At 69.1% G+C, this 12,818-nt stretch carries 10 protein-coding genes; 2 read left to right on the top strand and 8 right to left on the bottom strand.

The features are described 5' to 3' along the window. Positions 1 to 48: 48 nt before the first annotated feature. From LLH23_18315 to LLH23_18325, 3 genes are read right to left on the bottom strand one after another with little or no spacing between them, the layout of a single operon-like run. On the bottom strand, positions 49 to 2,139 hold the full coding sequence (locus tag LLH23_18315) for a hypothetical protein (GenBank protein MCE5240418.1): 2,091 nt from the start codon (positions 2,137 to 2,139) through the stop codon (positions 49 to 51). Between the two features lie 48 nt (positions 2,140 to 2,187). Next, the gene (locus tag LLH23_18320; GenBank protein ID MCE5240419.1) at positions 2,188 to 4,716 is read right to left on the bottom strand and encodes a DUF4838 domain-containing protein; all 2,529 of its coding nucleotides are present in this window, start codon (positions 4,714 to 4,716) and stop codon (positions 2,188 to 2,190) included. A gap of 6 nt (positions 4,717 to 4,722) precedes the next feature. Then, complete coding sequence (locus LLH23_18325; protein ID MCE5240420.1) at positions 4,723 to 5,754, bottom strand: GNAT family N-acetyltransferase; 1,032 nt, start codon at positions 5,752 to 5,754, stop codon at positions 4,723 to 4,725. Between the two features lie 100 nt (positions 5,755 to 5,854). On the opposite strand from LLH23_18325, the gene LLH23_18330 reads away from it, so the two are divergent. Continuing rightward, positions 5,855 to 6,628: a 2-phosphosulfolactate phosphatase gene (locus tag LLH23_18330; GenBank protein ID MCE5240421.1), complete on the top strand. Its 774-nt coding sequence runs from the start codon at positions 5,855 to 5,857 to the stop codon at positions 6,626 to 6,628. A 70-nt stretch (positions 6,629 to 6,698) separates the two neighbouring features. Here LLH23_18330 and LLH23_18335 read toward each other — a convergent pair whose 3' ends face one another. The 5 genes from LLH23_18335 to LLH23_18355 form a co-directional block, all read right to left on the bottom strand. Continuing rightward, a complete protein-coding gene (locus tag LLH23_18335) occupies positions 6,699 to 7,892 on the bottom strand; it encodes an MFS transporter (GenBank protein MCE5240422.1) in 1,194 nt (397 codons plus the stop codon). After that, positions 7,889 to 8,647, bottom strand: a complete 759-nt coding sequence (locus tag LLH23_18340) for a ribonuclease H-like domain-containing protein (protein MCE5240423.1) — start codon at positions 8,645 to 8,647, stop codon at positions 7,889 to 7,891. Before LLH23_18340 ends, LLH23_18335 begins: the two co-directional genes overlap by 4 nt. A gap of 90 nt (positions 8,648 to 8,737) precedes the next feature. Continuing rightward, on the bottom strand, positions 8,738 to 9,766 hold the full coding sequence (locus tag LLH23_18345; protein ID MCE5240424.1) for an aminotransferase class I/II-fold pyridoxal phosphate-dependent enzyme: 1,029 nt from the start codon (positions 9,764 to 9,766) through the stop codon (positions 8,738 to 8,740). Positions 9,767 to 9,837: 71 nt separating this feature from the next. Beyond that, the gene (locus LLH23_18350) at positions 9,838 to 10,899 is read right to left on the bottom strand and encodes a hypothetical protein (GenBank protein MCE5240425.1); all 1,062 of its coding nucleotides are present in this window, start codon (positions 10,897 to 10,899) and stop codon (positions 9,838 to 9,840) included. Continuing rightward, a complete protein-coding gene (locus LLH23_18355) occupies positions 10,896 to 11,324 on the bottom strand; it encodes a hypothetical protein (protein ID MCE5240426.1) in 429 nt (142 codons plus the stop codon). The genes LLH23_18350 and LLH23_18355 overlap by 4 nt, the downstream gene beginning before the upstream one ends. Before the next feature lie 272 nt (positions 11,325 to 11,596). Between LLH23_18355 and LLH23_18360 the strand changes: the two genes are divergently transcribed. Beyond that, the gene (locus tag LLH23_18360) at positions 11,597 to 12,757 is read left to right on the top strand and encodes a hypothetical protein (GenBank protein ID MCE5240427.1); all 1,161 of its coding nucleotides are present in this window, start codon (positions 11,597 to 11,599) and stop codon (positions 12,755 to 12,757) included. Positions 12,758 to 12,818: the final 61 nt, after the last annotated feature.

Genomic DNA, 12,818 nt, shown 5'->3' on the forward strand with positions numbered 1-12,818 from the left:
GCCGTTGCCTCTGCCGTCCCCAATGCCCAAGCCCCAATCCCCAACCCCCTAGAACCAGATGATCGGCAGGTTCTCGAACACCGAGAGGCCCGTCATCTTCGCCAACCCCATGATGATCCCCGTGAAGAAGAAGTGCCCGATAACGACGCCCAGAAACGCCGGCATGAGGCGGCGGTAGGTGCTTACGCCCCCCGTGCGCAGCAGGATGCTCTTGATCGCCCAGACGATCAGGAACGGCGCCCAGAAGCGCTCCCCGTGGTTGAGACCGATCACAAAGCCTGCCGGATGGAAGGGGAAGCGCAGGAAGCTGCCCCGCAGCACGACCGCGACGACCGTGATGGCCAGGCCGACGAGTGATGCCACCCAGGAGGCTTTGTTCGGCAGCGTCGGCACCGTGGCCATCTGCGTGGCCCAGCGAGCATCGGTCAGGGCGTACAGAGTGCGCACACCTCCGACCGACTTGCCCCCCTCAAGCACATTCGCCCCCGACTCGTAGTAGGCCGTCAGGTGCATCCAGAAGCCCAGGATGATGCCGACGGGCACGGCGGCCACCAGCAGCATGCTCAGGCTGCCGGGACGCAGCCCGCCGCGCCGGGCCATGTTGTAGCTCTCGGCGTCGGCCGCCAGGGCCGAGGCCACGTAGCCACGATCCATCCACTTGAGGTGGAACGCGCCGACGAAGGGCTCGAACACGCCGCGCGGTCCGATGGCCTGCGAGCCGAAGAGACGCACGAAGCCATCTGTCATGGCCGTGTATGGGAACAGCCACGGCGTGGCTGCCCCGGCCATGGCGCGCACCCGGGCATGGCCGATGGCCGAGACCATGAACACGGCCAGGAAGAACGACCCGTAGGCAACCGGCAGGCCGATGGCAACCATGAACACCGCCAGCACCAGCAGGCCGGCCAGCGCTCCCCGCGCCATCCACAGGCGCAGGTCATCGTGTTCGTCGGCGCGCGGCCGCAGGCCCAGGGCGGCGCCGAAGGTCTCACCCAGGGGCCGCCGGGCCAGCCAGAGCGCAGCCCCGACGAAGCCCACGAAGGAGCCCAGCGAGACGTCCGAGGTGACCGGCCCGCGCAGGGGCGCACCGAAGGCCGTCATCAGCACCGAGAAGCACAGGTAGCCCAGCCAGCTAACCGCGGTCGAGAGCAGCACTTCCTGGGAGGCGAAGTACGCCAGGCCGTAGGCCTCGGGCATCAGGAAGATGTTCACGCCGCCGGCCGCGGCACTCCACGGCCGCTCGGTGAGCAGCTTGCCGACCAGGTAGTACCGTCCCCACGCGGGGAAAGCCAGCGTCGTGGCGGCGATCATCTCGTGCAGCCCGTAGGCACACCCAAGGGCAAAGCCAATCCACATCACGGGGTCGCGCAGGAAGCGCACCGTGCCGAAGCTGCGGGCCTCCGTGATGCCCAGAGGGATCTCGACCAGCGGGTAGGGCAGGCGCTCGGACAGGGTCCACTCGCGTTCCAGCAGCCCGGCCAGGCACTGCATCGTGACGAACACCACGAAGATCACGGCCCCCCAGGCCGTTAGCGGCACGATCCAGAAGCGCCAGGGCACTGCCTGCGTCACCGCGGCCGTGTTCGCGAGGCCGGAGATCAGCGGACCGAGGCCAGGGATGCTGGAGCGCACCTCGACCGGCTGGCGGTCGAAGCCCTCGTAGAACTGTCGCACCGCCTCGGGATCGGTCACGTGCAGCCAGGGCCGGGCCGCCAGGTTGGCGGCGGCGTAGTCGTTGGTCGGGTCGGCGAAGTAGGTCATGGTCGTCAGTTCGGGCAGGAGCGTCCGGATGCCGCCGACCGAGAAGACGATGGTCGCGACCATGATGAAGGCGTACAGGTACATCGTCTGCGGCCCGGAGAGGCCCAGACGCGCCAGGTGCGGGGCCAGACGATTCGGCCCCAGACGCCGCGCCAGCCCCCGCACGGCCAGCGATATCATGACCAGGAAGATCAGGAAGCCCAGCGCCGTCATCGGCGGGACGGCCTCCGTGATCTGGCAGGCAAAGGCGACGAGTTCAGCCTCGCGCGCCCACAGAACCGCCACGATGGCGAGAACCAGGCAGAGGACGACGGTGGCAGGACGCAGCGCCTCGCGGTGGCTGGACACTTCGTCGGGCGCTGGTGTGGGTTCGGGCATGGCGACCATGTGTCTGCTTTCTCGGGACTGGCTTGTGCTGTAGTGGGGTTACTGCCCGGCCGCCTCGGGCGCGAAGATGGCCTTGTACGCCTTGCCGGGGCCGTACAGCAGGTCGTCCGGGCCGCCCCGGAAGACCGGCGGGAGGTCGGCCCCGTTCTCCTGTTGATGCTCCCCGATGAGCTTGATCGCGGCGGCTCGGGCCTGCAATACCTCGCTCAGGGCCTGTCGCGAGGCCTCGTCCTTGCGCTCGGCCAGTTGCCGGGCGGCCGCGAATGCCTCCCGGGTCAACCGCACGTACTCGAACCCATCGCGGAAGAACCTCACCCGACGCCGATCCGCCTCGTCGGTGGCCTGGGTCGCCGCGCGGTCCAGCAGTCGGGCACACTCGGCCAGCCGCGCCTCGGGGAAGCAGCGCAGGTAGATCTCCGCCGGTGTCCGCGGCTCGCTGCGGAAGGGGTCACCCGGCTTCAGCACGGGCTGCGTGAAGGCCCGGTACTCGTCGGCAGCGGCGAAGAAGGACGCGAAGTACTGCCCCATGCTGTCGGCCGCCGACCCGAACAGCCCCCGGCAGAAGTCGCGCGTGAGCGCTTCTTCGTTCAGTCTGGGGTTCCGCAACAGCTCGGACATCACGTAGTACGACGGTCCTTCCGTGCCCCAGCACTCATCCCCGCCGCACAGGAAGAACGCCTGCGAGCCGACCTGCCGGTGGCGCCGCATCTCGGCCGCGACGTAGGCCGGCGAACCCTTCGGCCCATACCCCATCGGGTGATAGAGCCCGAACCAGTAGACATACGAGGTGAAGTCGTGGTGGAAGCGCGTCCAGCGCTGGAGCAACTCCGGCGGGTCGTGGGTGAACTCGACCACCACATTGCCGGGGAAGCGGGTGAGCCGGTGGGGCACCTCGCCGGTGGGCCCGTAGGCGATGATGAGAACCTTCCGGTCCCGGTAGGCCTGCTCGATCTCCTCCGCCAGGGCCGCATGGAACCGGAAGATGCGGTCGGCAGGTTGCCCGGGGATCCACCACCCGTCGGACCGGTACTCATCCTCCGCCTCGCAGCGGTCGCACCGGCAACGCCGCCAGCCGTCACTCTGGCCCAGTTGCACCCATTCATACCCCTCGGCGAACATCGCCTTCAGGTTCTTGGCCGCCTCGGCGAACATCTCGGGGTTGGTGACGCACAGGTGGTTGCCCTCGCCCGTGCGCTTCCCATCCAGGAGCGCGAACCAGTCCGGGTGGTCCGCGAAGTACGTCTTCTCAGGGATGAGCGAGTACCACAGGTGGCCGCCCATGTGCTTGATGAACAGGGAACTGCCGAAGAGCTGGCGACGGGCCCACCGGGCGCTCTCGCCGGTCGTGAAGCTCCCTAGCACGTAGCGTCGGGCGGGCTGCTCGCGCCGGTCCAGCAGCGGCACCTCGAGCGAGGGCGTTGGCGGGGCCACCTCGCCCAGCGTGCCGGGCATGAACCACCGCACGCCGCACACATCGTGTAGGAACGCCTGCACGGCGTTCGACGTGCCTGCCTTGCCCTGGCCGGGCACGAAGGCCCGCGCCATGTTGCCACCCAGGACGTCATCATGCCCCAACAGGACCAGGCGGCCGGGCTGCGACTTGATGATGAACGCGTCGCCGCTCAGGGGCTGAGCCGGCAGGCCCAGCTTCCGCGTCAGGGCGCTCTCGCCCACCAGCACCAGGTTGCCCGTCACCGCTTCATCGTCGGTCCGCAGGGGCAGGCGCGCGCCGGTGAGCTTGTAGATGACCCGGCGCAGCTCCCGCGCCGGGCCGATCTGCAGCTCCGAGGCGTCGCGGCCGACGACAATCGTCGCACCCGGGCGGCCGTCTCGGGCCAGCACGAGGGCGCCGCGGGTCGGCTTGAAGACAGTGGTCTGCCCGGCTGGCGTCGTCGTCCCGGCAGCGCGCGCCTGCGCCAGTTCGTCGTCCAGCTTGCCGGGCGCGAGAGCGGTGTCCGACAGACACAGCTCATCCAGCGCGCCCGCCAGGCAGTAGCGGTACCCCGAGGAGTGGGTGCCGATCAGCAGGTCGGACTCATCGGTGAACAGGCGCGTGGCGGCCACGTCGCCTGTGCCCACGACCGCGCCGTCCACAATGATCGTGAGATGCCCCCCGCCGCAGGTGAAGGCCACGTGGTGCCAACCATCGGGCAGCTTCGGGCCGGTCGCCTGGTAGGTTTGGCCATCGCCGCCGCTGACCGACACGTGCAGGCCCCCCTCGTAGTAGACGTAGTAGTTCGCCCGGGCGCCCGCGCCCTTGCGGGCGAATATCTGCACCGCCTCGCTCGTCTTCTGCCACCAGAACTGGATGGTGAAGCTCGCACTGAAGCGCAGGGCCTCGGCATCCGGGATGCGCACGTAGCTGTCAGCGCCGGTGCCGCCGAACCGCAAAGCCCCCCCGGCGTGCCCCTCGCACCAGGTCACGTTCAGGAGGCGCCCCTCATCGGCCGCACCTGTGGCCTCACGGACGACCGTGCCCGAGCCCTCGTCACAGGGCCAGTAGGCCACGGGCGTCGCCCCGGCGGCCCCGGCAACCGTCAGCAGCACAACCGCGGTCCAGGCTCTCACTCTCCCCTACCCCCTGCCATACACATACATGTCGAACTCGCTCTCCGCGTCCTGCAGCACGCCCGGCAAGACGGCCTCGCGCTCGAAGCCTGTCTCCTCCAGTGTCTCGCACTTCTGCACGTCGAGGGCCGAAGCGTAGGCCAACAGGCGCGAGGCCGCAGTCCGCGCCGCCACCGCCGACAGCAACTCCGCCCCTGCCTCGGCGTAGTGGGGGTGTACGAGGAACTCCAGCACGCGCACATGGTCCTGAGCGCCGCCGCCGGCCCCGGTGCGGGCCGTGTAGGCCATTCCCACCAGACGCTCCTCATCCGTTGTGAGCGCCATGCCCGTCTCCCCGTGGTCCACACCCTCCATCAGGTCGAAGAACTGCCCCTCGAAGGGCATGTGGCCGAAGACGTGTTGGCTGTAGTCCTTGACGAACCAGTGGGGCAGGTTGACGAGAACCTCGGCACGCGCCAGGTCGCCCCAGTGCAGGTCGCGCAGCGACGTGGACCGCCCCGGGGCGAAGTACGTGCGCTCGAAGTCGTCGTAGTCGCCACGCAGCACGGCCCGCATGACGGTGCCGTTGCCTTCGACGAAGTTGTAGTGGCGGTAGCCAATGGACTCGTACACAAAGCGCGCGGGATTGTTCAGCGAGGTGCCCAGGTGCATGGCGTGCCCACCCAGCGCCTCGAAATCCTCCAGCGCCATGCGGCTGAGGATCGTGCTGACCCCCTTGCGGCGGTGTTCGATAGCCGTGATGACCCGGCCGAAGGTGCCGACTTCGCCCGTATCCAGCGGCGTGCCGTACCAGGTCGTCCCGACGATCTCGCCCCCCAAGAGCCCCACGAAGAACACATCCCGGGACACGCTGGCGAAGTCGCCCGCAACTACCCGACGGCAGTTGTGGTGCCAACTGCAGTTGGTGTACTCGGGATGGCGCACATACATGAAGGGCACAATGCGGTCGCCCCAGGAGCCACAGGGCGCCTCGAGGCGCTCGACCGTCATCATCTCCCCACTCTTCAGGCGCACGGAACTGCTGCTGGTGCTGGACATGGTTGCCTCCCGGAAGCGAGGATGCGAGGCCATTCCCCTTGACAGGCCGCGCCACCTGCGGCACGATAGTCGCCGCCATTCACAGGGGTCGGAGGATCACATGAGGGTCATCATCAGCGGCGGCCGCGCGGGCGCCAGACAGGCTGCCGAGCACGGCCGCGTCGCCATCGTTGTGGACGCCCTGCGCGCCAGCGCCACGACCGCGTCGCTGTTGCACTACGGCGCGAGCGAGATCATCGTCGTCGAGGATGTCGCCGCGGCCTTCGCCGAGCGTGACCGCCGGCCCGGGGCCTGGCTCGCCGGCGAGCGGGGCGGCCTACCTGTAGCTGGCTTCGACATGGGCAACAGCCCCCTGCAGGCCCCCGTGCCCGGCCTGCCCGAGACGCTGGTCTTCAGCTCCTCGAACATGTCGCGCTGCTGTGTGGGCGCTTCCTCGTGCCCGGCGGCGCTTCTCGGCACGCTGCCGACACTGACGGCCTGCGCGCAAGTGGCGCTGGCAGCCGCCGAGCGTCTGGGGACCGACATCCACATCGTCCCCGCCGGGTCGGCCCTGGACGAGAACAAGCTGGTGTTGGAGGACTACATCACGGCCGGGGCGCTGATCGAGAAGATGCGCGAGCTGGTCGCCGACGTCCGCCCCACCGAAGACGCCGCCTACGCCGCGCTGGCGATCCACGCCGAGGCCTTGGCGACAGGCTACGAGGCCGCTTTCAACGCCACGGACAATGGGACGTCACTGCGCGATGACCTGGGCCTGGGAGAGGATGTGTGCTTCGCGGCGAGGGTGGACGTGTTCCGCGAGGTGCCCTGCGTAACGCGGACCTACGACCTGCCCTCCGGCGGCGTCGCGGCCGTACTGGAGCAGGCCCGCTAGCCGTTGGAGCGCGGCTCTCCAGAGCCGCAGCCGTGCTGCCTTGCCAGTGCGGCTCTGGAGAGCCGCGCTCCTACCGCGTCCCCGCCATCCGCGCCTGGTAGCGCCGCCACATGGTGAGCTGCACCACCATGGCCGCTGCCATCATCACCGCGGCGGCGGCGTAGGGCGCGTGGAGGCTCAGCGCCTGACCCAGCCCGCCGCCCAGCAGTGGCCCGGCCACCGCCCCTGACCCCAACACCGCCTCATGCAGGCCGCTGCGCTTCCCCCGGTTCTCGTGTGTCCCGTCCAGGGCGTAGAACAGGCTGCTGGCGTACGTCACCCCCGAGCCTAACCCCGCCGCGACGAAGGCCACTCCGAACACGACCGGCTGCTGCGCCCACGCGGCCAGCACCATGGCGACGGTGCCGACAGCCTCGGCCAGTAGCAGCGTGGATAGGTTGTACTGCCAGCGGTGCTCCCGCCGGGTCAGCATGAACATCGAGAACAGGGCGGCGCTGAGCAGGAAGGTCAGGACTCCCAGCACCGGCGACGAGAAGCCCAGATGCGCGGAGAGCTGCGGGAACATGCTCATCACGACGCCCCGGGTGAACCAACTGGCGAAGTTCCCGAGCCACGCCATGTACAGGAAGAGCTGGGCGCGCTCCGGATTGAGCGGATGGGCCTCGGGCGGGGCCACATCCACCCGCGCATGGGTCGGCGTGCGCACCAGCAGCACGATGGCGCCATAGGTCAGCCCCGCCGGCAGCACGAAGGCCATCCACCAGTGCCAGTCCCACACCAACCCCGCCACCAGCGGCCCCAGCATGATCCCGGCGGTCCAGGACACGTTGAACAGGGCCATGGTGCGGTTCAGGTACTGGCGACTGCCCCCGGAGAACTCCGACAGCCACGCCTGCATCGGCGGCCACAGCAGCGATAGCGAGAAGCCCTGGAAGGGGATGAGCGCGAGCAGATGATACGGGCTGCGGGCCGCCAGCATCAGCAGCCAGGCGCTGGCGCAGACGCTGCATGCCAGGATCGTGGGCTTCTTGCGGCCCCACGCGTCGGATACGCTGCCCGCGAAGAGACAGCCGAGGGCATACGAGGCCGAGCCGAAGGTGCCCAGCAGCCCCGACTGCAGTGGCGAGGCGCCCAGGCGGATGGCGAACTGCTGGACGCCCAGACTGACGCACGCGACCGACAGGTCATTGATGAACGCGACCAGCATCAGCGGCATCTCGGGGGCGCGCAGCCGCTGCAGGCGGGCCGACAGCATCGAACTCATGGCTCAGGACAGCTTTCCGTGTGGGCCTGCAGGCGCGGGTAGGCCAGGTCCAGCAGGCGTTCCAGGTTCTCGACATCGGCGGCGTTGTACCGCAGCAGCAGGTCCAGCGCCTCGCTGCTCCCACGCCGGTACTGCTGCCACAGCACGATGGCGTCGTCGCCGGCCAGCCCGGCGATGTCCTCGTCGCGGGCCAGGCCCACCTCCCGCTCGATCTGCTTGAGGCCCCCCCGGTAGCCCAGCTTCGCCAGCATATACCGCAGGTCCACATGCAACTGGTCCCACGGCGCCCGGGGGAAGGCCCGCTTGAGGAACGGGACATCGAAGGTCGCGCCGTTGAAGGTCACCAGCAGCGCGTAGCGCTCCAGTTCCTCCGCGAAGTCCTCCAGATTCTCGCCGCGCACGAAGCTCTTCACCCGCATCCCGTCGTAGATGCCGATGACCGTGATCGCGTCGGCGTAGAACCCGCCATCGGTTTCGATGTCCAGGTAGCCGACCTTGCTGCGGAAGTGCTCGCAGGCGCGCCAGTGATCGCGCGCGGCCAGCATCTGCGCGAAGTAGCGGTGGTCGCCGCCCTGGAGACTGCCGATGGACTGACGGCAGTGGTCCTGCACCAGGCCCCACCGAGCCGCCGAGAAGGCCCCCGGCGTGCCGACATGGCCGAGCGCGTCGCCCCAGGAGCGGATGCCCCGCTCCCACAGCCGACGCTCGGTCGTGTAGCCGACGCCAGGGATGTGTACGAACGTCTTCTCAAGCACGGTGTGAAAGGCCAATGATGAATGGTGAGTGCGGAATGATGAATGGGAAGAGCGGCCTGATCGGCTTCGTCGCCTGGCGCTGGCGGTTCTCTAGGCGAGGACCTCGCGCAGCGCGTCACAGACTACCTGCGTGTCCTCGTCGCTGACGTCCAGGTGGGTCACAAAGCGGATGGTGTGGTCGTCGCGGGCCCCACAGGCGATGCCATGCCGGCCGAGGCGCTCGCACAGGGCGGGGGCTGTCATGTCGTCGCGCCACACCGCGAAGTAGATGATGTTGGTCTGCACGCTGGCCAGGTCAATCTCGATGCCGGGGCATGCCGCCAGCGCCTCGGCCATCTGCCGCGCGTGGGCGTGGTCCTGCGCCAGGCGCTCGATGTTGTGCTCCAGGGCGTACTTGCACCCGGCCGCGATGATGCCCGCCTGCCGCATGCCGCCCCCAAAGAGCTTCCGGGCTTCGCGGGCGCGCTGCACGACGTCGGCCGAGCCGCACACGATCGAGCCCGCCGGGGCGCCGAGGCCCTTGGAGCAGCAGAACGTGATGGTGTCGGCCGGCGCGGCCAGGTCTTTGGCCGGGACGCCCAGAGCCACCGCAGCGTTGAAGATCCGGGCCCCGTCAATGTGCACCGGCACCCCGTGGGCATGGGCGATGTCGGCCACAGCGGCCGTCTGCGCCGCCGTTAGGCACGTGCCGCCGCAGTTGTTGTGCGTGTTCTCCAGACACACCAGGCCGATGTCCTGGCGGTGCAGGTCCTTCTTGGCGGGCAAGAGCGCCGCGACCGTCTCGGGGGCGAGGACGCCGTAGTCGCCGGGGACGGGCCGAGCCAGCATCCCGCACACCGCCGCGAAGCCGCCCCGCTCGTAGTGGTAGATATGCGCCTTGTCGTGGCAGATCAGCTCCAGCCCCGGCCGCGACTGGGCGTAGATGGACACGAGGTTCCCCATCGTGCCCCCGCAAACCAGCAGGGCCGCCTCCTTCCCCAGCAGCGCGGCGCTCATCTCTTCGAGCGCGTTGACCGTCGGGTCCTCGCGGGCCACGTCATCGCCCAACTCCGCCTGGCCGATGGCCTCCCGCATCTCCGGGGAAGGCAGCGTCTTGGTATCACTGCGCAGGTCTATCATGGTGGCACCTTCATGCAAAAAGAGCCGAGAGCAAAGCTCACGGCTCTGTCAGATCGTGTGCAGAGGGCCCGCTATATCTTGCGGGGCCGGAGGCTCGCCGCGCGCTTGAGGCCCTGGCAGAGCTGGGTGACGACGAACGCCAGCACGTAGGCGACGATGACCAGGTAGCCCCACCGTACGCGGCGGGCGGTCACATTGATCGTCAGGGTCGGCTGGCTGGCCATGAGCTTGAAGGTCGCCGTGCGGCCTGAGAAGTCCACGCTGCTCCTCTTCCCCTCCGGCGTCACGGCCGGAGCGGGGCCCGCCTCGGGAGCGGGCGGAGGCGTCGCGCCGTCAGCGGCGGGCGGCGTCGCGCCGGGCGTCTCGACGGCGGGGGTCGGCGTGGGCGGCGTGCCCGTTGACGGCGCGGGCGGCGTCGCGCCGGGCGCGGCGGGTGCGGCCTCGGGGGCGGCGGCAGGCACCGGCGCAGCGGGTGCTGCCCCGGCGGCTGGCGCAGGCGGCTGCGCGGCCGCGGGAGCGCCGGCAGCCGGCATCTCCTGGGCCTCAGCCGGGCTCGTGAACAGCGGCGCCACCACAGCATGGGGCCGCGGCGCTGGCGCGCAGGCGCCCAGCCCAGCGGCAGGCTTGTCCGAGGAGGGCTTGCTCTCCCTGACCGTGGCGTCCGTCACCTGCCCCGGCATGACGACCTCGTAGACAAGCTGCGTCTCCGCTGCCTGGGCGGCAGTGCGGTCCGAATCATAGAGGTAGCCGAAGGAGACCTCTTCCTGCCACGTGTAGGTCGTGAACACCGACAGCGGGTTCTGGAAGACGTCGTCAGTCTCCAGATGGCCATTGACGGATTGGCTGTTGAGCGTCTGGGTGCGGTAGTCGCGGGCGTACGAGTACGTGGTGCCGCTGTCGCGGCGCCAGGTCCGGTCCCACGGCCGACCCGCCTGCACGTCGCCGACCCACTTGGCCACCTGGCCCCTGAAGTACGGGGAGGTCTCGACGCTGATGAGCCGTCGAGCGCTGCCATCGCGCTCGACCTGCAGCGACATATGGACCGAGCTGCTGTTGACCAACAGCGCAAAGGGGATGGCGGTGAAGAGCATCGTGGGCCGCAAGGCCCTCAAGAGCCCGCACAGGCGCCTCATTGGCCGCCCTCCGCCCCACGCGACGGCCGCCGCAGCCACAGCCACATCAGTAGCGCGCCGATCACCAGGTCAATGACAAACGTGACCGTCCGCGGCATCTCGAAGGCGAAGCCGAGGGCATAGAAGCGGACCGGCACCCAGTTCTCGATCAGCACGACGAGGACAATCAGGGCGATCAGGAGGGAGAGGAACGTGCGGATGTTCCAACGGAAGTCGCGGATCCAGCCGATGGAGTCGCCGAGGCCCCGCAGGAGCCCCCTGCGCTCACCCACGGGCTGCGCCGGGGCCGTTGGCTTGGCCGCAGGCGCCGCCTGCGGCTCAGCGGGCTTCGCGGGGGTCTTCGCCGGCGCCGGCGAGGGCGCGGGCCGACGCTCGGCCTTTACGGGCTCGTCGTCCAAGTCCAGGTCCAGGTCGTCGTCTTTCACGCATTGCCTCCGCGGGGGTTGAGGGGTCAGCGAAAGGCGTCGTAAGCCCCCGGAATCGCCCTCTCAGGGCACCTTGGCGATTATAGGCTAAGCCCCATGGCGAGTCAAGGAAGCGACCGACGTAGTGGACCGACGTAGTGCGGGCTTCCAGCCCGCCACAGGCCAACGCGGGCTGGAAGCCCGCACTACGCCCGCGGTTGGCCGCGCGCCCCCATGCGGCCAGGCAGGGGATGTGCTGAGCGACGTCGAACCAGAGCGCGAGAGGTCCCGCCATGATCCGTCCCATCGCTGCTCTCACGCTGTTGCTGGTGGCCTGGCCCGTGTGTGCCCAGACCGGACGAGCCTCCGCCCGGGCGCTCCCCGCCTCGCACCGCCCGTCCACGGCCGACAAGCACCAGGGCCACGATGCCGTGTCGCAGGAGGCCAGGCTGTCCAACGACACGATCACCTACGGCCTGCTCTACAACTCCTGCTGGGACCCATCCCACGGTCCCGGCGGCGCCGATGGGAGCGCCTACCTGGGGATGCCCCAGCCCTCATCAACGAACTGGTACCATGGCGGCTTTCTGCGGCTGAAGATCAGCGGAGACGACTTGGGCGTGGTGCGGCTGGGTGACTGGTGGGTGTCGGAGGAAGGGCCCCGCGCGGCGGTCAAGATGCACTTCGACCACCCCCGGGCCCATGTGCTCATCTCGGCCCTGCTCTACCCCGACGATGGCCGGCTGTTCGTGACCCTAGGCCTGAGCCCCAAGACGAAGATCACGGCCCTGGACCTGTCGCTCATCTGCTATCCCAGCTACTTTACGTACTGGAACAAGCGCAACGGCGACCGCAAGGCCCTGACCGCAACGCAGACATACCCACAGGCTGACGGGAAGAAGATCACCCTTGACCCCGCGGCCCAGTGGTGGACGGCGTTCACCGACACGATCTTCGACCCGGCCAGGGGCGAGGGCGATGGGGGCTGTGCGGTCGCGTTCGTGCCCGACCAGGTCAGCGGCGTCGAGATGGTCGCGGGCAGCTACGCCTGCACGATGGACCTGAAGGTCAAACCCGATACGCGGCAGATCCGCCTGTGCTTCTGGGACTTCAACAAGCGTCCCAACCAGGAGGCGCTGACGAGGCTGACCGCGGCCCTACCTGGGACGCTGGAGCAACTGCGGGCCCTCAACCCGCTCCCCCTGGCCGTCTCGAGCTTCGACATCGAGACCAAGGCCGCCGGGGCGCGCTCGCTCCTGGGCACGATCCCCGGCCGCCAGGCCCTCGAGCAGAAGCTGGCCGACCAGAGCGCCGAGCTGGCGCGCCTGCGTCAGGAACTGTTGAGCAACCAGAGCCCCGACCCCGCAGCAGCCGAGAAGGCCATCCAGGAGCAGATGGCGGCCTTCGAGCAGTTGCTGTGGGATGTGCGGTTCTTTGCGCTGATACACGGATAGCATAGCCGCTGGGCAAGGGCCGTCTGTAGGGCGGGGGCTCGTACCCCGCCCAGCTCGGCAG

Source organism: bacterium (assembly GCA_021372615.1).
In the GTDB taxonomy this organism is placed as follows: domain Bacteria; phylum Armatimonadota; class Zipacnadia; order Zipacnadales; family UBA11051; genus JAJFUB01.